General features: G+C 68.7%; 16 protein-coding genes. 4 read left to right on the forward strand and 12 right to left on the reverse strand.

Going from position 1 to position 18630, the window contains the following annotated elements; translation table 11 throughout:
* Positions 1–53 precede the first annotated feature (53 nt).
* Entirely contained in the window at positions 54–2555 is a 2502-nt protein-coding gene (locus AZSP09_RS03930; protein ID WP_152089233.1) for an ABC transporter permease, read from the reverse strand.
* A gap of 168 nt (positions 2556–2723) precedes the next feature.
* On the opposite strand from AZSP09_RS03930, the gene AZSP09_RS03935 reads away from it, so the two are divergent.
* Positions 2724–3329: a DUF5610 domain-containing protein gene (locus AZSP09_RS03935; RefSeq protein ID WP_152089234.1), complete on the forward strand. Its 606-nt coding sequence runs from the start codon at positions 2724–2726 to the stop codon at positions 3327–3329.
* A 102-nt stretch (positions 3330–3431) separates the two neighbouring features.
* Here AZSP09_RS03935 and radA read toward each other — a convergent pair whose 3' ends face one another.
* The 4 genes from radA to AZSP09_RS03955 all read right to left on the reverse strand — a co-directional run bounded on the left by radA (position 3432) and on the right by AZSP09_RS03955 (position 9820).
* Positions 3432–4805 (reverse strand): DNA repair protein RadA, encoded by a 1374-nt coding sequence (gene radA / locus AZSP09_RS03940; RefSeq protein WP_130458463.1) that lies wholly within the window; start codon positions 4803–4805, stop codon positions 3432–3434.
* A 33-nt stretch (positions 4806–4838) separates the two neighbouring features.
* Positions 4839–7463, reverse strand: a complete 2625-nt coding sequence (locus AZSP09_RS03945; RefSeq protein ID WP_152089235.1) for a PAS domain S-box protein — start codon at positions 7461–7463, stop codon at positions 4839–4841.
* Between the two features lie 239 nt (positions 7464–7702).
* Positions 7703–8794: an alanine racemase gene (gene alr, locus AZSP09_RS03950; RefSeq protein WP_152089236.1), complete on the reverse strand. Its 1092-nt coding sequence runs from the start codon at positions 8792–8794 to the stop codon at positions 7703–7705.
* Positions 8795–8917: 123 nt separating this feature from the next.
* Entirely contained in the window at positions 8918–9820 is a 903-nt protein-coding gene (locus tag AZSP09_RS03955) for a LysR family transcriptional regulator (protein ID WP_130458460.1), read from the reverse strand.
* 198 nt (positions 9821–10018) lie between these two features.
* On the opposite strand from AZSP09_RS03955, the gene lplT reads away from it, so the two are divergent.
* Entirely contained in the window at positions 10019–11284 is a 1266-nt protein-coding gene (gene lplT, locus AZSP09_RS03960) for a lysophospholipid transporter LplT (protein ID WP_130458459.1), read from the forward strand.
* Between the two features lie 15 nt (positions 11285–11299).
* On the opposite strand, the gene AZSP09_RS03965 is transcribed toward lplT, so the two are convergent.
* The 7 genes from AZSP09_RS03965 to AZSP09_RS03995 form a co-directional block, all read right to left on the reverse strand.
* Positions 11300–11806, reverse strand: a complete 507-nt coding sequence (locus AZSP09_RS03965; protein ID WP_152089237.1) for a TPM domain-containing protein — start codon at positions 11804–11806, stop codon at positions 11300–11302.
* The gene (locus AZSP09_RS03970; protein WP_172974692.1) at positions 11806–12636 is read right to left on the reverse strand and encodes a TPM domain-containing protein; all 831 of its coding nucleotides are present in this window, start codon (positions 12634–12636) and stop codon (positions 11806–11808) included. The genes AZSP09_RS03965 and AZSP09_RS03970 overlap by 1 nt, the downstream gene beginning before the upstream one ends.
* A 12-nt stretch (positions 12637–12648) precedes the next feature.
* Positions 12649–13251, reverse strand: coding sequence for a LemA family protein (locus AZSP09_RS03975; protein ID WP_152089238.1), 603 nt, complete (start codon positions 13249–13251; stop codon positions 12649–12651).
* Positions 13252–13451: 200 nt separating this feature from the next.
* On the reverse strand, positions 13452–14309 hold the full coding sequence (locus AZSP09_RS03980) for a uracil-DNA glycosylase (RefSeq protein ID WP_152089239.1): 858 nt from the start codon (positions 14307–14309) through the stop codon (positions 13452–13454).
* On the reverse strand, positions 14306–14797 hold the full coding sequence (gene rimI, locus AZSP09_RS03985; protein ID WP_152089240.1) for a ribosomal protein S18-alanine N-acetyltransferase: 492 nt from the start codon (positions 14795–14797) through the stop codon (positions 14306–14308). Before rimI ends, AZSP09_RS03980 begins: the two co-directional genes overlap by 4 nt.
* Before the next feature lie 3 nt (positions 14798–14800).
* Entirely contained in the window at positions 14801–15484 is a 684-nt protein-coding gene (gene tsaB / locus AZSP09_RS03990) for a tRNA (adenosine(37)-N6)-threonylcarbamoyltransferase complex dimerization subunit type 1 TsaB (RefSeq protein ID WP_152089241.1), read from the reverse strand.
* Positions 15485–15864: 380 nt separating this feature from the next.
* Complete coding sequence (locus AZSP09_RS03995) at positions 15865–16242, reverse strand: hypothetical protein (RefSeq protein ID WP_043798145.1); 378 nt, start codon at positions 16240–16242, stop codon at positions 15865–15867.
* A gap of 308 nt (positions 16243–16550) precedes the next feature.
* On the opposite strand from AZSP09_RS03995, the gene ompR reads away from it, so the two are divergent.
* Both ompR and AZSP09_RS04005 read left to right on the forward strand, forming a co-directional pair.
* Positions 16551–17285, forward strand: a complete 735-nt coding sequence (gene ompR, locus AZSP09_RS04000; protein WP_152089242.1) for an osmolarity response regulator transcription factor OmpR — start codon at positions 16551–16553, stop codon at positions 17283–17285.
* Positions 17286–17298: 13 nt separating this feature from the next.
* Entirely contained in the window at positions 17299–18627 is a 1329-nt protein-coding gene (locus tag AZSP09_RS04005; RefSeq protein WP_152089243.1) for an ATP-binding protein, read from the forward strand.
* Positions 18628–18630: the final 3 nt, after the last annotated feature.

Here is an 18630-nt window from a genome sequence, read left to right on the forward strand (position 1 = left end):
GACATTCCTGACAAACAATCATACGTCATACCCGGCGCACTCCCCAAACCACCTCACCCCCCCGCCCGCAACGCCTCCATCGGCGGCGCCCGCAGCAGGCGGGAGGCGGCCAGCCAGCCGGCCAGGGTCACGGCCAAAGCAGCGCCGACGATGGCCGCCGGGAAGACCCACGGCGCAAACTGATACTCCAGATTGAAGACCTTGGCGGCCAGGAGCCAGCCGACGCCCTGGCTGCCAGCGGCGGCGATCAGGCCCGACAGAGCGCCGACGGCGGCGAATTCGGCCAGGAGGGCGCCCCGCAGTTGCTGGCGGCCGGCGCCCAGGGCGCGCAGCACCGAGAGTTCGTAGCGCCGCTCGTCGTGGGAGGCGGCCAGGGCGCCGTAGAGGACGATGATCCCGGCGGCCAGGGTGAACAGGAAGACGAACTGCACGGCCCGGGAGACCTGATCCAGCACCGATTGCAGCTGACGCACGATGGCGGCCACGTCCACCACCGTCAGGTTGGGGAAGCGCTTGACCAGCTCACCCACCCGGTTGGCGGCATCGTCAGGCAGGTGGAAGCTGGTGATGTAGCTGGCCGGATACGGTTCCAGCACGCCGGGCGGAGCCAGGACGAAGAAATTGACCCGCATGGAATCCCAGTTGAGCTTGCGCAGGCTGGTGACGGTGAGTTGCACCGGCTCGCCGGCCACGGTGAAGGTCAGCTCGTCCCCCACCTTCACGCCCAGGGTTTCGGCCAGGCCCTTTTCCACCGAGGCGCTGCCTTTGCCATCCTTCCCCTGCTCACCGGGGGCGAACCAGCGGCCTTGGGTCACCGTGTTGCCGGGAGGCAGGTCGGCGGCCCAGGAAAGGTTGAATTCCCGCTCCACCAGGCGTTTGGCCCGGTCGTCCTCATAGTCCGCCGGGGTCACGGGGCGGCCGTCGATGCCGGTGAGGCGGCCCCGCACCATGGGCAGGAGTTCGGCGCGGATGCCCATGCGGTCCAGGGCTTCCCCCACTTCCTGGCGCTGCTCGGGCTGGATGTTGATGACGAAGCGGTTGGGCGCGTCCGGCGGCGAAGCCTGGCGCCAGGCCTGCATCAGGTCGCCCCGGGTAACGGTGAGCAGCAGCAGGGCCATCAGGCCCAGGGACAGGGCGACGATCTGGGCCACGCTGGACAGGGAACGCCGCTCCAGGCCGGCCAGGCCGTAGCGCCAGCCGAAGCCCACCGCCGGCCCGACCCGGCGCAGGGGCTTGAGCAGGGCCAGGGCCAGACGGGCGATCAGGGCGGTGAGGCCCAGGGCGGCGGTGAAGCCGCCGGCGGCGTAGGCCCCCAGCTTGGGCTCGCCGGCGGCCCAGAAAAGCAGGCCGGCCAGGGCCGCCAGGCCAATGCCGTAGGTGGCGAGGATGGAGGCGTCCGGCTCCCCCAGTTCCCGCCGCAGCACCCGCAGGGTGGGCACCTTACGCAGTTGCAGGAGGGGCGGCAGGGCGAAGCCGAAGAGCAGCACCAGCCCGGCCACCAGCCCCTGCAGGGCGGGCCACAGGCTGGGTGCCGGCAGGGGCGCGGCCAGCAGGTTGGCCAGCCAGGCGTGGAGAACGAAATGGGCGCCGAAGCCGATGGCCAGCCCCACTGCCGAAGCGGCCAGGCCGAGAATGAGGAACTGGCCCAGGTAGAGCCCCAGCACCTGGCCCTGGGGTGCCCCCAGGCAGCGCATGACGGCGCAGGGATCGAGATGGCGCTGCAGGTAGCGGCGGATGGCCAGGGCCACCCCGGCGGCGGCCAGCACCACGGCCAGCAGGGCGGAAAGGCCGAGAAACTGCTGGGCCCGGTCCACTGCGGTGCGGATTTCCGGGCGGGCATTGCTGGCGTCCTCCACCCGCTCGCCCCGGGTCAGGCGGGGCTCGGCCCAGCGGCGGTAGTCGGCCACCGCCCGGTCCGGGCCGGCCAGCAGCAGGCGGTAGGCGACCCGGCTGCCAGGCTGGATCAGCCGGGTGGCGGGCAGATCCGCCAGGTTCATCATCAGGCGGGGGGCGACGCTGAAGAAATTGACGCCCCGGTCCGGCTCCAGGGTCAGCACCCCGGCCACGGTGAAGCGGGCCTGGCCCAGGTTGAGGCTCTGCTCCGGCCCGCTGCCGAACTGGGTGGCCAGACGCTCGTCCAGCCATACCGTGCCGGCCTGGGGCCCGCCCTGGATCTCGCTGTCGGGCGCCCCCAGGCCAGGAGCCAGGCGCAGCTTGCCCCGCAGGGGATAGTCGCTGGAGACGGCCTTGATATCTGCCAGCTGGGCCCCCTCCTCCCCCGTCACCATGCTCGGGAAAACCTGGGTCTGGGCCATCTGCAGGCCCCGCCGCGCCGCCTCGGCGGCAAATTCCGGGGCCAGGGGATGGTCGGAGGTCAGCAGCAGGTCCGCCCCCAGCAACTGGCGGGACTCCCGCTCCAGGGCCTGGCGCACCCGGTCGGTGAAAAATCCGACGGAACTGATACTGGCCACCGCCACCACCAGAGCCAGGGCCAGCAGGCGCAATTCACCGGCCGAGAAATCCCTGCGCAGGAGGCGGAATGCGAGTGAAAACATGGACAACTCCGGCGAAACGAGCCGCAACGGCACCGGACAACCCCACGGAGAGCCGCGCCAGGCTTGAATCTACAAAAAAAGGTAAAGAAACGTTCAAGTCATTGAAAAAAATGACGTAATGGCAGATAGAGCGAGAAATGCGACCGCCAATATATTTCGGAGACTATCATGCCCAACGACATCGCCGCCCCCCAGGGGCCCAGCCAGCAGACTGCCAGCGCCAACAGCGGCAATTCCCGTGTTTATCCCCAGGAAGAGCATCGGGCGTTGAAGGTCGATACGGCCACCAAGCAGTTCAAGGTCGGCATTCTGGAATCCGCCCTGCAGGTTTCGATCCAGGCCGGCAACGACTCCCAGGCCCTGCTCTTCCGCACCGCCATCGACCGCATCAACGAGGTGCTGGGCATTTCCGAGGGCCCCGACGCGCTGCAGAAGGCCGCCAGCCAGGACAACTCGCCGGAAGCCACCGCCGCCCGCATCCTCTCCTTCACCACCGGTCTTTACGCCGCCTATGCCGCCAAGCGGCCCGACGACGATCCGGAACAGGTGGCATCCGACTTCGTGGACGTGATCCGCAGCGGCTTTGAGAAGGGTTTCAACGAGGCCAAGGACATCCTCAAGGGCCTCAACGTTCTCAACGGCGAGGTGGAAGCCGGTATCAACAAGACCTACCAGCTGGTGCAGAAGGGCATGGACGACTTCCTCGCCCAGTTGCGCAAGCCGAAGGAAGAAACCCCGGCAGCGACGGCAACCACGCCCAGCGCCACAGCCTGAACCCGGCGGCCACGCCGCCCTCCCCACGCAAAACGGCGGCCCCTGGCCGCCGTTTTCTTTGTAGCGTCAGCGGGCGCAGTACCGCAGCACCCTGGGCCCGCCCTACTCCCAGTCCCGCAGCCGCTCCACCGCCTGTTCGATGCGGCTCACCGCCACCACTTCCAGCCCGGGAATGGGCTGGCGCGGCTTGTTGGCCTCGGGAACCAGAGCCCGGGTGAAGCCCAGCTTGGCCGCTTCCTTGAGCCGTTCCTGGCCCCGGGGCGCCGGGCGGATCTCGCCGGCCAGGCCCACTTCGCCGAAGACCACCAGTTTTTCCGGCAGGGGCCGGTTCTTCAGGGAGGAAATGATGGCCAGCAGCACCGGCAGATCCGCCGCCGGTTCGCTGATCTTGACCCCGCCCACCGCATTGACGAAGACGTCCTGGTCGAAACAGCCGATGCCGGCGTGGCGGTGCAGCACCGCCAGCAGCATGGCCAGCCGGTTCTGCTCCAGGCCGACGGAAAGGCGCCGCGGGCTGCCGCCCATGGTGGTATCCACCAGGGCCTGGATTTCCACCAGTAGGGGCCGGGTGCCTTCCTGGGTCACCAGGACGCAGGAGCCGGCCACCTCCTGCCCGTGCTGGGAAAGGAACAGGGCCGAAGGGTTGGAGACGCCCTTGAGCCCCTTGTCGGTCATGCCGAAGACGCCCAGTTCATTGACCGCGCCGTAGCGGTTCTTCACCGCCCGGATGAGGCGGAAGGAGGAATGGGTGTCGCCCTCGAAGTACAGCACCGTGTCCACGATGTGTTCCAGCACCCGGGGCCCGGCCAGGGCCCCTTCCTTGGTCACGTGGCCCACCAGGATCACGGTGACGCCGGTCTGCTTGGCCAGCCGGGTCAGCTGGGCGGCGCATTCGCGCACCTGGGCCACGGAGCCGGGAGCCGAGGTGAGCTGGTCGGACCACAGGGTCTGGATGGAGTCGATCACCGCCACCTGGGGCTTTTCCGTCTGCACCACGCCGAGGATGCGTTCCAGGTTGATTTCCGCCAGCAAGGGCAGGCGCTCCACGTCCAACTGCAGGCGCCGGGCCCGCAGGGCCACCTGCTGCCCCGACTCTTCGCCGCTGACGTAGAGCACCTTGTGCTGGGGCGCCAGGGCGGCCAGGGCCTGCAGCAGCAGGGTGCTCTTGCCGATACCCGGGTCGCCGCCGATGAGCACCACGCCACCGGCCACCAGGCCGCCGCCCAGGGCCCGGTCGAATTCGGACAGGCCCGTGGGCAGGCGCGCCGCCTCCCGGGTCTCGATCTCGGAGAGGGCCTGCAGCTTGGGCGTGCCGGGGGCCAGGGATTCGAAACGGTGGCCGCTGCCCTTGCCGCCGGCCTCGGCCACGGTTTCCACCAGGGTATTCCAGGCATTGCAGGCGGAACACTGGCCCTGCCATTTGGGGGACTGGGCACCGCATTCGGTGCAGGTATAGATGCTTTTCGTCTTCGCCATGATGGGCGGGAGGATACACCAGGGCGGCGGCGATCAGGATTCCGGGGCCGGCTGGGGCGGCCGGGCCAGCACCCAGCGGTTCTTGCCGGCCCGCTTGGCCTCGTACATGGCGCCGTCGGCGGCCTGCACCAGCATGTCGGGGCTGGCGTAGGCCTGGTGGAACAGGGCCACGCCGATGCTGGCGCTGACCTGGCAGCGCTGGCCCAGGATATCGAAGGGCTGCACCAGGGCCTCCAGCACCTTGTTGGCGGCAGTCACCGCATCCTCGTCCTGGCGCACCCCGTGCAGCAGCACGGTGAATTCGTCGCCGCCCATGCGCGCCGCCGTGTCGGACTGGCGCAGGGTCTGTTTAAGGCGGTAGGCGAAGGCCGCCAGCAGCAGGTCGCCGGCCTGGTGGCCCTGGCTGTCGTTCACCGCCTTGAAGCCGTCCAGGTCCAGCACCAGCACCGCCAGGCCTTCCTGGTAGCGCTGGGCGCGGAAGAAGGCCTGCTGCAGGCGGTCGAAGAACAGGGTGCGGTTGGGCAGGTCGGTGAGCAGGTCGAAGTGGGCCAGGTGTTCCAGGCGCTGCTCGATGCGCTTGCGTTCGGAAATGTCGTGCTTGATGGCGACGTAGCGCACCACGGCGCCCTGCTCGTTCTTCACCGGGGCGATGGTGAGCAGCTCGTGGTAGAGCATGCCGTCCTTGCGCCGGTTCACCACCTCGCCGCGCCAGGGGTTGCCGGAGGTGATGGTGCCCCACAGCTGGCGGTAGAAATCCGCATCATGCACCCCGCTCTTGAAGCGGGAAGTGCGCTGGCCGAGGACCTCCTCCAGGCTGTAGCCGGTCATGTCGCAGAAGGCCGGGTTGGCGTATTCCACCACGCCGTTGGCGTCGGTGATGATGACCCCCTCCGCCGCCGCATCCACGGCCACGCTGCGGGACTGCAGTTCCTGGCGCAGTTTGCGCTCGGCGGTGATGTCCCGGGTGATGCCGAGCAGGCCGGTGAGGTGCCCCTCGTCGTCCCGCAGCACATTGACGATGGCGTCGGTCCACACGGTGGAGCCGTCCTTGCAGGGCTGTTCCAACTCCCAGTGGTGCTTCAGCACCTGGCCGGTGCGCAGCAGGTAAGCGAAGCCCTCCGCCGCCTGGGACATGGAATCCGGCGTCAGGGCCTCGGCCATGGACTGTTGCAGCACCTCCTCCGGGGTGTAGCCCCGCAGCCGTTCCACCGACGGGCTGATGTAGGTGAAGCGGCCGTTGAGGTCCATGGTCCAGATGACGTCGTAAGCTGACTCGGCCAGTGTGCGGAAACGCTGCTCGCTCTGGCCCAGGGCCATCTCCGTGCGCTTGCGCTGGGTGATGTCGTGGAAGGAGAGGACGATGGCCTCCCGCCCCTCGAAGTCGATGCAGGCAGCCGACATCAGCACCCACACCGGCTTGCCCTCCAGTCCCTGCAGTTGCACCTCGAAGCCCAGCCAGCGGCCGCCGCGGCGGTGCAGCTCGTCCACCATCTGCTGGCGCTGTTCCGGGTTGCGCCAGAAGCCCTGGGCCGGCCGGCCGACGACGTCGTGACGGGAGACGCCGTAGTACTCCTCGGCGCAGCGGTTGATGTAGAGCAGTTCGCCGTCGGCTTCGGGACGGGTCACCGCCACCGGGAAAGGCGCCTCCTCCATCAGTCCCAGGCAGTTCCTGGCGCTGCGGCGCAGGCGGCGCATGTAGCGGCGCACCAGCACCACCACCAGGGCGACGGCGACCAGGGCCCCCATGCCGGCGGCGAACCACAGGCTGGACTGGCTACCGCTGCCAGCGTTGCCACCCTCGCCCGCGTAGAGCAGGTCATCCAGGGACAGGTCCCGGGGCAGCAATCCCAGGTCGGCGTAGGTGTCGGCCATGTGGCGCCAGCGGCCAACATGGAAATAGCCCGGCTCCACCAGCTGGGCCTGGACCAAAGGCACCATCTGCTCCGCCTCGAAGGCCAGGTGGTCCCGGCTGTGGCGCCGGCCGTAATGCTTGAGGATGTAGTCGATGACCTCCTGGGGATGGGCCATGGCATAGCTCCAGCCCTTGAGGCTGGCGGCGCGGAAGGCCTTGAGCCGCTCCGGATGCTGGCGCAGTTCAGCCTGGGTGGAGAACAGGTTGTCGCCGTAGAAATCCAGGCCGCTCGATTCTGGCGTGAACACCACCACCCGCTCGCCCTGCTTGCGCAGTTCGTAGAGTTCGTCGGTGCGGTAGATGGAAAGGGCGTCCACCCGGCCGTCCAGCAGGTCCTGCACGGTCTGGCTGTGGGGCTCCAGGGCCAGGCTGTCCGTATCCACCCGCTCCCGGCCCAGGTAGCCGAGCAGTTCGTTGGCCCCCGGCTCGATCATCACCTTCTTGCCGTTGAGGTCGTGGATGTTGCGGATGCCGGCGGCCCGGCGGGCGGCGATGGCCAGGGGCGAATGCTGGAAGATCACCGCCAGCACCAGCACCGGGGCGCCCCGGTGGTAATGCACCAGCAGGTCGCTGGTGCCGACGCCGTACTGGGCCTTGCCCTCCAGCACCGCCTGCACCGCATCCTGGCCCGGCTCCGCTTCCCGGATATCCACCGCTAGGCCCGCCTCCCGGTAGTAACCCTGCATCTGGGCGGCGTAGTAGCCGGCGAACTGGAACTGGTGGCGCCAGCGCAGTTGCAGCGTCACATTTTCTAGGGCCTGGGCCGGCGCGGCCGGCAGGATGAGGAGCAGAAACGCCAGACAGGCGGAAAGATGCCGGCATAGCGGCAAGAGCGGACGGCTGGACGGCGAATGGCGCAAGACGGCTCCCCAGGGGCGGGCCGGAAAAAATGGCCCGGATCAACCCCAAATTCTAGGCTGGGAGCGGAAAAATGAGCGTGACACAGGTCGCACCGGGGCAAAAAAGCCGCCGGCGCTTGCCTGGCCTAGTTGCCGATCCAGCGCACCGGCACCCGGGGCGCCAGGGCGCAGAAAAGCTCGTAGCTGATGGTGCCGGCGGCGGCGGCCACCGCATCGGCCGGCAGGCCCTTGCCCCACAGGGTGACGGGGGAGCCGACACCGGCCTGGGGCAGATCGGTGAGATCGCAGAACAGCATGTCCATGGAAACGCGCCCTGCCGTCACCGTGGGCCGGCCATCCACCAGGATCGGCGTGCCGGGCGGCGCATGGCGCGGGTAGCCGTCGGCATAGCCGCAGGCGACGATGCCGATGCGGCTGGGCCGGGTCGCCTCGAAGATGCCGCCGTAGCCCACCCGCTCCCCGGGGGCCACCTCCTGCACCGCCAGGATTTCGCTTTCCAGGGTCATCACCGGCTTCAGGCCCAGTTCCTCGGCGCTGACCTCGGCAAAGGGACTGCCGCCGTAGAGCAGGATGCCGGGGCGGGCCCAGCCCTGCACCGCCTCCTTGTGCCGCAGCAGGGCCGCCGAATTGGCCAGGGACACCTCGCCCTGCCAGCCGGCGGTCCAGGCGCGGAAGCGCTCCAGCTGCCAATCCACGCCCCGGGCCCCGTCGGCCTCGGCGAAGTGGGTCATGTAGGTCACCGGGCCGATGGCCCGGCTGCGGGCGAGAAAGGCCTGGGCAGCCGGCCAGGTCTGCGCGGTGAAGCCGAGGCGGTGCATGCCGGTATTGAACTTGATGAACACCGGCAGCTTCACCGGCAGGCCGGCGGCCTCGAAGGCTTCCAGCTGTTCCAGGCGGTGCACTGCGGGAATGATGCCCAGCTCGGCCACCGCCTCCAGGTCTTCCGGCTGGAAGAAGCCTTCCAGCAGCAGGATCGGCTCCCGAATGCCGGCTTCCCGCAATTTCGCCGCCTCGCTCAGGTCCAGCAGGGCAAAGCCGTCGGTGAGACCGGCCAGGGCCTGGGCCACCGGCAGCATGCCATGGCCGTAGGCATTGGCCTTGATCACGGCGAACAGGCGGGCGGGACCGGCAACACCCTGATCGGCATGTTGGCGGGCCACGGCGAGATTGTGCTTGAGCGCCCCCAGATCGATGGTGGCGCGGATGGGACGGGGCATGGGCGGGAACGGTGATGGATGAAGAAGATGGCGCGCCGCGGGCGGGCGCAGGCGGCCATATTACGCCAAGGCGGCGCCGGAGGGAAAAGACGCCACCAGGCGCCCCCCCCTGCCGGCACCGCCTCAGGCGGCGTATTCCTGCAGCTTGCGGCGGGCGAAATCGACGAAGGAAGTGACCAGCTTGGAGCGGAACTTCTCCTTCGGCGTCACCAGGGACAGGGGCCGGGTCAGCCGGGGCGAGAGGGGAATGGCCACCAGATGCTGCAGCTGCAGTTCCTTGTGGAAACTGGCCCGGGAGACGATGGCCACGCCCAGGCCGGTGCTGACCACGCCCTTGAGGGCCTCGGGGCTGCCCAGTTCCATCAGCACCTTGAGGCTGGCCGGGTCCACCCCGGCCTGGCGGAAGTAGTTGTCGGTCACCTCCCGGGTGCCCGAACCCGGTTCCCGGGCGATGAAGGCGTGGTCCCGGAGCATGGCCGGGGTGATGGCCGACTCCCGGGCCAGGGGATGGCTGGGGGAGCAGATCACCTGCAACTCGTCGTCGCAACAGGTTTCGGCCTGCAGTTGGGGCAGGTGCTCGATGGCCTCGGTGATGCCCAGGTCCAGGGAATGCTCGGCCACCCGGTTCTCGATGGTTTCCGAATTGCCCACCACCAGCCGGGCCCGTACGTTGGGATAGAGGGCATTGAACTCCCCCAGCACCCGGGGCAACATGAATTCGGCGATGGTGATGCTGGCCCCCACCAGCAGTGGGCCCCGCATCTGGCCGGTCATTTCCGCCAGGCGGGCCTCCAGGTCGGCGTATTCGCCGAGGATGCGGTCGGCGTACTCCAGGGCCAGCTCACCGGCTGGGGTGAGGGAAATGCGGCCGTGGCCCCGGTCGAAGAGGCGGGTGTTGAAGTGCTCTTCCAGCTGCTTGATCTGGAAGGTGACCGCGGGCTGGGTCATGTAAAGGGTCTCCGCCGCCTTGGTAAAGCTCAGTTGCTTGGCAACGGCATGGAACACCTGCAGGCGGCGATCGGCCATAAGTGGGGAACCTCCCTGAATTTATGGGGGTTATTCAAACATAAAGCCCGTTCCGGCGGAAGCCGCCAAAGGCCCGTCCCACGGGCATTCACCCCACTTTCATCACAAAGTTAAGCCTTTCGTGGTATAAACCTTCGCCCAACAAGACCTATTCGACGCGAGACACTCCATCGCCCGCTGCCCGGGGCGACCTACCTGATGCAGATCGGCTTTTACATCATCATGGCGGCGCAGTTTTTCTCTGCGCTGGCCGACAATGCCCTGCTCATCGCCGCCATCTACGCCCTGCGCGAGATGCAGGCGCCTGATGCCTATGCACCGCTGCTGAAGCTCTTCTTCACCGTCTCCTACGTCCTCCTGGCGGCCTTCGTCGGCGCCTTCGCCGACTCCATGCCCAAGTGGCGGGTGATGTTCATCAGCAACGGCATCAAGATCTTCGGCTGCGCCCTCATGTTCTTCCACGTCCATCCCCTGGCGGCCTACGCCGTGGTGGGCCTGGGCGCCGCCGCCTACTCGCCGGCCAAGTACGGCATCCTCACCGAGTACCTGCCCCACCGCCTGCTGGTCCTGGCCAACGGCTGGATCGAAGGCCTCACCGTGGGCGCCATCATCCTCGGCACGGTCCTCGGCGGCGCCCTGATCCAGCCCAAGATATCGGCCATGCTGCTCGGCTTCGACCTGCCCTTCGTCGATACCCCCATCGACACGGTGGTGGAAATGGCCCTCTGCGTGGTGGGCCTGCTCTACCTGATCGCCGCCGTCTTCAATCTCTACATCCCGGACACCGGGGTCGATCACAAGCCCCTGAAAAAGAATCCCTGGTACCTGCTGCACGAGTTCGGCCACTGTCTGGCCCTCTTGTGGCGGGACCGCCTGGGGCAGATTTCCCTGGCCGTCACCACCCTCTTCTGGGGCGCCGGCGCCACCCTGCAATTCATCGTCATCAAGTGGGCCGAGGCGGCCCTGCACCTGGACCTGTCCAAGTCCTCCATGCTGCAGGGCGTGGTGGCCCTGGGCGTCGCCGTGGGCGCCGCCGTGGCCGCCAAGTTCATCACCCTGCGCAAGTCGATCCGGGTCATTCCCCTGGGCATCGCCATGGGCATCATCGTCATCGGCATGAATTTCGTGCGGGACTTCTGGGTCGCCGTGCCTCTGCTGATCCTCATCGGCGCCCTCTCCGGCTTCTTCGTGGTGCCCATGAACGCCCTGCTGCAGCACCGGGGCCACATCCTCATGGGGGCCGGCCATTCCATCGCCGTGCAGAACTTCAACGAGAACCTCTCCATCCTCATCATGACCGGCCTCTACGCCGCCATGATCAAGGCCGACTTCTCCATCTACACCGTCATCACCCTGTTCGGCCTCTTCGTCGCCGCCGCCATGTGGCTGGTGCGCCGGCGCCACCAGGCCAACCAGCGGGAACGGGACGACGTCATCCACCTGGACGACTGCAACGCCCACTGAGCCCGGGCGCGGGCCTCAGAGCATCAGGGGCGCGTCGGGCAGTTCGTTGGGATTGGCCTGCAGGGCCGGGAAGTGCCGTTGCAGCACCGCCGTGATGTCGTCGATGGCCGCCAGACAGCCGGCCTCGAATTCTCCCCGGGCGAAAGCCGCCTCCATCCTGTGGCACACCTCCTCCCAGAAATGGGCCTCCACCCGGGCGTTAATGCCCCGGTCGGCGACGATTTCCACCTGCCGGTCGAGCAGGTCCAGATAGATCAGCACGCCGCTGTTATGCACCGTGTCCCACACCCGCAGGTCGGAAAAGAGGGCCAGGGCGCGGGCCCGGCAGCCCTCGGGCCGCAGGGCATAGCCCAGGGGCAGGCAGCCTTCCAGGACGAAGCGCAGCTCACCTTCGTGGCGCTGTTCGGAGGCAGCAATGGCGGCCTCGATACGGGTCAGGGACTCCCGCGGGAAAGGACGCCGGGCCAGCCATTCGGGCACCAGCAGATAGCGCAGGAAGCGCCCCAGATCGGATGCTTGCATCACCATCTCCCGGAGGCGCCGCCGCCTCCAAAACCGCCGCCACCGCCGGAGAATCCCCCGCCGCCGCTCCAGCCCCCACCTCCGCCGCCGCCGACAAAGCCGCTGCCGCCGACGAGGATGAAGAGGAACACCACGATGCCGATGCCGGCCACGCCGAACAGGCTGGCGCCCATGAAGCCGGCCACCACGGCCGCCACGCCGCCGCAGGCGCCGGCCGCCAGCAGACGCCCGAAGAGGGCCCGCAGCACATTGCCGGCCACCACGGCGACCATGAAAATAGGGAAGAGCAGGTCCACGTTGAGGTCGCCGCCGCCATGGTCGGCCGCCGGCGCCGGCAGGGGCTCGCCGCCGATCACCGCCAGCAGCCGCTCCACCCCGGCCCCGATGCCGCCGGCCATGTCGCCGGCCCGGAAGCGGGGCACGATGCTCTCTTCGATGATGCGCTTGGCCACCACGTCCGGCACCGCACCTTCCAGGCCGTAACCCACCTCGATGCGCACTTCCCGATCGTTCTTGGCCACCAGCAGGATGAGGCCGTCGTCCACACCCTTGCGCCCCAGTTTCCAGGCTTCGGCGACGCGGATGCCGTACTGCTCGATGCTCTCCGGCCGCACCGTGGGCACCAGCAAGACGCCGACCTGGGCGCCCTTTTCCCGCTCGAAGGCGGCCAGACGGCTTTCCAGGGACTGGCGCTGGGCTTCGCTAAGGGTGCCGGTGAGGTCCGTCACCCGGGCCTTCAGGGCCGGCACCGGCACCTGGGCCCAGGCCGCCGTCAGGCCGCCCAGGCAAAAGAGCAGCAGCAACCGGCAGAAGCAGCGCAGGAAGGCCATGACCGACGCGGCTTACTTGGCCGGAGTGGCGCCGAAATCCACCTTGGGCGCGGTGGAGATGGCCTGTTCGTTTTCCACCGAGAAATTGGCCTTGGGCTGGTAACCGAAGGCCATGGCGGTGAGGTTGTTGGGGAAGCTGCGCACCGCCACGTTGTATTCCTGGATGGCCTTGATGTAGCGGTTGCGGGCCACGGCGATGCGGTTCTCGGTGCCTTCCAGCTGGGCCTGGAGGTCGCGGAAGCCGGCGTCGGCCTTCAGCTGGGGATAGTTCTCGCTGACCACCAGCAGGCGCGACAGGGCCGAGGACAGTTCCCCCTGGGCCTGCTGGAAGCGGGCCAGGGCCTGGGGATCGTTGGCCAGCTCCGGCGTCGCCTGGATGCTGCCCACCTTGGCCCGGGCGGCGGTGACTTCGGTCAGCACCTTTTCCTCGTGGGCGGCGTAGCCCTTCACCGTATTCACCAGATTGGGCACCAGGTCGGCGCGGCGCTGGTACTGGTTGAGCACTTCGGACCAGGCGGCCTTGGACTGCTCGTCCAGGGACTGGAAGGTGTTGTAGCCGCAACCGCTGAGCAGGGCGGCGACCAGGGAAATGAGGGCTAGCAGGCGCAGGGACATGGGGACTCTCCTCGATTTGGCGGGATCAGCGCATGAAGATGGGGCATGGTAACGCAAAGAACAAGGGCATGGCCGCCGCAGCCGACGTAACGGCGAGGCGCAACGGGCATGCCCTGGAAGGCAGAAGGGACGCACATCTCCAGCATGCCATGGCGGAGAATGGCGCCCCTATTGGCTTCCAGGCCGCCAGATGGGCGGGATCAGCCCCCGGCCTGGCGCCGGGCGTCGGCCAGCAGGCGCCGGGCGAAGCACAGGTCTTCCCAGGCCCGGGCCTTGTCCGTGAGATTGCGCAGCAGATAGGCCGGATGGTAGGTCACCACCACCGGGATCGGCCGGCCGTTGAGCAGGTATTCGTGGGGCCGGCCCCGCAGGGAGGCCAGGGGCCGCTCCTGGGCCAGCACGCTGTGCACCGCGGCGCGGCCGAGGAGGACGATCAGCTTGGGTTGCAGCAGCTCGATCTGGCGCTGCAGATAGGGGCGGCAGGTATCCATCTCCGCCGCCTCCGGTGTGCGGTTGCCCGGCGGCCGGCATTTCACCGCATTGCCGATGTAGACGCCCCGGCCCCGCTGCAGGTCGATGGCGGCCAGCATGGCATCGAGCAGCTTGCCGGCCTGGCCGACGAAGGGCTCGCCCTGCTCATCCTCGTCCGCACCGGGGCCTTCGCCGATGAACATCCAGTCCGGCTGCTGCCGATCACCGACGCCGAGCACCGCCTGCTTGCGCTGCTGGCACAGGGCGCAGGCCTGACAGGCGGCGACCGCGTCCTGCAACTCGTCCCAGCCCATATTGCCCAGGCTGCCGGCCGGCAGGGGCGTCCGGGGCGCCGGCGCCGCACCGGAGAAGGCCGCGGCAGCGGCCGGCGGCAAAATCAGGGACGGCCGCGGCGAACGGGGAGCTTCGGCCACAGGTGCTGCGGCCGCGGCGGACTCGGGCGGGGCGACGGCATCCATCGCCTCGGCCCCCTCCTCCGCCTGGCCGCGCAGGACCCACAGGGGGGTCAGCCCCATTTCATGCAGGATTTCCAGATTGCCCATGGGCCCCTCGCCGTTATGGTTCATGCCGCGATCTCCCCCAGCTCCCGGCGCAGCACCAGGGCATCCTCCCGCCCCTCGACGGCCGGGTAATAACCCTTGCGCCGGCCGATCACCTGGAAACCGTAATTTTCATAGAGGGCCAGGGCCTTGGCGTTGGAGGGACGCACCTCCAGCAGCATGGTGACGGCGCCGCCGTGGCGCGACACCTCCATGGCGAAGCGCAGCAGCCGAGCGCCGTAGCCCCGGCCCTGGCGCTCGGAGGCGACGCTGATGTTGAGCAGGTGGGTCTCGTCCAGGGAGGGCATGAGCACCATGTAGCCCACCAGGGCGCCGCCCTCCCGGGCCACCCAGCAGCTGTAGCCGGCCTTCATGGAGTCGGCGAAATTGCCCTGGGTCCAGGGATGGGAATAGACCCGGTTTTCGATTTCCATGACATGGGCCAGGTCCTTGCCGTTCATGGGCAGGAACTCCAGGGGAGCCAGTTCGGCGGCCAGGGCGGAAAGGGAGCGCATGGGTCAGGCCTTGCCACCCTGGGCCAGGCGCTCGGCCACGGTCAGGGCGACCTTGTCGCGGATGTAGAGGGGAGCCGCCAGGGCCGGGTCCAGGCCTTCGCCCCGGGCCAGCCGGGGCGCCGCCAGCCGGGCCACCGCCGCTGCCGTCGGCACCCGTTGCCCGCCCAGGGGCCAGGCAGCCAGGCGTTGGCTCAGGGCCGGGTAGGCCGGTACGCCGTTGCCGCATACCGCCCAGTCTCCGGCAGCAGGCAGGGGCGCCTCTGCCGGCAGGCAGACGGTGATGGCGCCCTGCAGTTCCAAAACCTCACCCACCCGGCGGTAGGCGCCGCAATAGACTTCGTTCATGCGGGCATCCAGATAGACCGCTACCTGGGGGCTGCCGTCGGCATAGGCCATGGCCTCCAGGGTCACCACCGGCAGCACCGGCCGGTCGATGGCCACCGCCAGGCCCTGGGCCACGCCGCAGGCCACCCGCAGGCCGGTGAAGGCGCCCGGGCCGGCGCCGAAGGCGATGCCGTCCAGGTCCGCCATGGCCAGGCCAGCTTCGGCCATCATGGCGCGCACCAGGGGCAAGAGGGTCAGGGAGCTTTGCTCACCGGCGGGACATTCCCGGGAGAGGAGGACGCCGTCGCGCCAGAGGGCGACGGACCCCTGGTCGGTGGCGGTTTCGAGGGCCAGCAGATTCATGGGGAGCGATTTTAACCCAGGCCCGGCCCTTCCCCGCCCCGGCATTGGGGTCGGCAAAAAAAAGGCGAAAAAAAGCGTGTCAAGACTTGACTTATGCACAAACAGCCCGCCCCTTGGCCCGGGGAGCCGCTTTCCGGCCACGATGACAGGCGGGAGCCAGTACCGACGTTGTATCTATTTGTTTTTATTGAAATTACCGGCAAAGCCGTTTTTTTGGGCAGAGTAAGAAAAATCCTTATCCCCGGGCTACTTAGGCCATCTGTCCGGCAATAACCCACAAAGTTATCCACAGCTTGTGTGAACAAGTCCGCAAGTACCGGGTGGATCAGGATTTTTTATCGACGACGGGCTCACAACCCGTCCCGTGGCCGGATGGCCGCTCAGGGATGACGGGGAGAGCGGGGTGCCGGCGGCAGCCCTTCCGGGTACAGGGGACGGCGCTCTTCCCGGGGGTAGAACTCCCGTCCGGCCTCGTGCACGTCCCGCCGCAGGCGCTGCCGCTCTTCCGGCGACAGGCGCCGCCGCTCCTCACCCGGCGCAAAACCGGGAGGCCCCTCCTCCCGCTCGGCCTGGCGGGAATTGAGCCACTGGCGCCGGGCTTCCCGCCGCTCTTCCTTGCTCAGGCGGGCGTGGGGGTCCTCCGCCCGCTCCATGCGCAGGCCGCCTTCGGCCTGGGCCAGCAGGCGCGGCTCCTCCGGCCGGGCCCAGAGGGAGGCGGCAGAGAGCAGCAGGAGAGCGGAGAGGAACAGTCGTTTCATATGCACCATGGAATCACTACAACCGGCAACGTCGCCGTCACGGCGGGAAAGCCCGCGCAACCCCGGAGCCCGGGCCGGCGACGGCGCACAGTGTGCCCAAATTGCCGGGCCGCTTCCAGAGCGGCAGCCACGACGCCATCCTAACGCCTGGATGCAAGCCCGGCCCCGTCTGGATGTAAGGCCGGCCCACGGCTTTGTAAATAATTGTTTCCCCAGCCCCGGTCAGCAACGCGGCGTAACGACTTGGCCCCCGTCGGGCCCGGCGGAGCTCTGTTGCCGGGGCACGGAACCGGTTAGCATTGCCAGCCATGAGCGAAAACAAACAACGCATTCTCGTCGTGGACGACGACCAGCGCCTGCGGGACCTGCTGCTGCGCTACCTGGGCGAACAGGGCTTCGTCGTCAAGACGGCGGAAAACGCCCCGGCCATGGACAAGCTGCTGGCCCGGGAGACCTTCGACCTGCTGGTGCTGGACCTGATGCTGCCCGGCGAGGACGGCCTCTCCATCTGCCGCCGCCTGCGGGCCGCCGACCCGCACCAGGCGGTGCTCATGCTCACCGCCAAGGGCGACGAGATCGACCGCATCGTCGGTCTGGAAATGGGCGCCGACGACTACCTGCCCAAGCCCTTCAACCCCCGCGAGCTGGTGGCCCGCATCCATGCGGTGCTGCGCCGCCGCGCCCTGCCGCCGCCGGGCTCCCCGGTGGAGGCCGAAGGCACGGTGCAGGTGGGCGAGATCAGCATCGACCTGGCCACCCGCCGCCTCACCCGGGGCGCCGAGGGCGAGGCGGTGATGCTCACCACCGGGGAATTCGCCGTGCTCAAGGTGCTGCTGCAGCACCCGCGCCAGCCCCTTTCCCGGGACCGCCTGATGAGCCTGGCCCGGGGCCGGGAACAGGGCCCCTTCGACCGGGCCATCGACGTGCAGATTTCCCGCCTGCGCAAGCTGATCGAGCCGGATCCCCAGACCCCGCGCTACATCCAGACCGTCTGGGGCTTCGGCTACGTGTTCGTGCCGGACGGCCAGGGCACCGCTGCCTGAGCCCCCGCCGGCCATGAAACTGCCGCGCCCCCTGCAGCGCCTGCTGCCCCGCACCCTGCTGGTGCGGGCCTTCATCCTGGTGGCGGTGCTGCTGCTGGTCTCCGTCTCGGTCTGGGTCGCCCTGTTCCGGGCCGCCGAGCGGGAACCCCGGGCCCGCCAGCTGGCCCAGCTCACCGCCAGCGTCGCCAACATCACCCGGGCCGCCCTGCTCAGCGCCGACCCGGTGCTGCGCCGCGACCTGCTGCGGGAACTGTCGGAACGGGAAGGCCTGCGCCTCTACCCGGCGGAAGAGCAGGACCGGGTCACGCCCCTGCCCGACCGGGAGTTCTTCACCATTTTCCAGCGCGAAGCCTTCCAGCTGATGGGCCCCCAGGCCAGCTTCGCCATCGCCGTAAACGACCAGCCCGGCTTCTGGATCCGCTTTTCCATGGAGGAAGGGGACGATTACTGGCTGGTGCTGCCGCGGGAGCGCACCGAGCGCAATCCGACCTGGCAGTGGCTGGGCTGGGGCGCCGTCTCTCTGGTGCTGTCTCTGGTGGTGGCCTGGCTCATCGTCGCCCGCATCGCCCGCCCCCTGAAGATCATGGCCCGGGCCGCCCGGGCCGTGGGCCGCGGCGAACGGCCGGCAGCCCTGGCCGAAGAAGGGGCCGAGGAAGTGCGCCTGCTGGCCCGGGCCATGAACCAGATGTCCGCCGACCTGGCCCGCCTGGAAAGCGAACGGGCCCTGGTGCTGGCCGGCATCTCCCACGATCTGCGCACCCCCCTGGCGCGCATGCGCCTGGCGGCGGAAATGGGGGTGGAGGACGAAAGCCTGCGGGCCGGCATGAACGACGACATCACCCAGATGGACGGCATCATCGGCCAGTTCCTCGACTACGCCCGGGGCGAGGAGCAGGAGCCGGAAGAAAGCGCCGATCCCAACCAGTTGCTGGCCACCCTGGCCCGCCGCTGCCAGGAGCGGCAGGAACCGGTGCAACTGCAGACATCGCCCCTGCCGCCCCTGCGGCTACGCCCCCGGGCCCTGGAACGGGCCCTGACCAATCTCATCGGCAACGCCCGCAAATACGGCGGCGGCGACATCACCCTGACCTCCGGCATCGCCGACGGCCAGGCCTTCCTCGCCGTGCTGGACCGGGGACCGGGCATTCCCCCCGCCGAAGTGGAACGGCTGAAGCGCCCCTTCACCCGCCTCGAGGCCGCCCGCAGCGACACCACCGGCACCGGCCTGGGCCTGGCCATCGTCGAACGCATCGCCCGCCTGCACGGCGGCCGCCTGGAGTTGTCGCCCCGGGAGGGCGGCGGCCTGGCCGCCCGCCTGCTGCTGCCCCTGCCCCCCGCCTGAGTC

The organism is Azospira sp. I09 (genome assembly GCF_009177135.1).
Taxonomy (GTDB): Bacteria; Pseudomonadota; Gammaproteobacteria; order Burkholderiales; family Rhodocyclaceae; genus Azospira; species Azospira oryzae.

Coding starts and splice junctions, on each gene's coding strand:
- AZSP09_RS03930 (WP_152089233.1), bottom strand. CDS start 2,555: ATGTTTTCACTCGCATTCCGCCTCCTGCGCAGGGATTTCTCGGCCGGT.
- AZSP09_RS03935 (WP_152089234.1), top strand. CDS start 2,724: ATGCCCAACGACATCGCCGCCCCCCAGGGGCCCAGCCAGCAGACTGCC.
- radA (WP_130458463.1), bottom strand. CDS start 4,805: ATGGCGAAGACGAAAAGCATCTATACCTGCACCGAATGCGGTGCCCAG.
- alr (WP_152089236.1), bottom strand. CDS start 8,794: ATGCCCCGTCCCATCCGCGCCACCATCGATCTGGGGGCGCTCAAGCAC.
- AZSP09_RS03955 (WP_130458460.1), bottom strand. CDS start 9,820: ATGGCCGATCGCCGCCTGCAGGTGTTCCATGCCGTTGCCAAGCAACTG.
- lplT (WP_130458459.1), top strand. CDS start 10,019: ATGCAGATCGGCTTTTACATCATCATGGCGGCGCAGTTTTTCTCTGCG.
- AZSP09_RS03965 (WP_152089237.1), bottom strand. CDS start 11,806: ATGCAAGCATCCGATCTGGGGCGCTTCCTGCGCTATCTGCTGGTGCCC.
- AZSP09_RS03970 (WP_172974692.1), bottom strand. CDS start 12,636: ATGGCCTTCCTGCGCTGCTTCTGCCGGTTGCTGCTGCTCTTTTGCCTG.
- AZSP09_RS03975 (WP_152089238.1), bottom strand. CDS start 13,251: ATGTCCCTGCGCCTGCTAGCCCTCATTTCCCTGGTCGCCGCCCTGCTC.
- AZSP09_RS03980 (WP_152089239.1), bottom strand. CDS start 14,309: ATGAACCATAACGGCGAGGGGCCCATGGGCAATCTGGAAATCCTGCAT.
- rimI (WP_152089240.1), bottom strand. CDS start 14,797: ATGCGCTCCCTTTCCGCCCTGGCCGCCGAACTGGCTCCCCTGGAGTTC.
- tsaB (WP_152089241.1), bottom strand. CDS start 15,484: ATGAATCTGCTGGCCCTCGAAACCGCCACCGACCAGGGGTCCGTCGCC.
- AZSP09_RS03995 (WP_043798145.1), bottom strand. CDS start 16,242: ATGAAACGACTGTTCCTCTCCGCTCTCCTGCTGCTCTCTGCCGCCTCC.
- ompR (WP_152089242.1), top strand. CDS start 16,551: ATGAGCGAAAACAAACAACGCATTCTCGTCGTGGACGACGACCAGCGC.
- AZSP09_RS04005 (WP_152089243.1), top strand. CDS start 17,299: ATGAAACTGCCGCGCCCCCTGCAGCGCCTGCTGCCCCGCACCCTGCTG.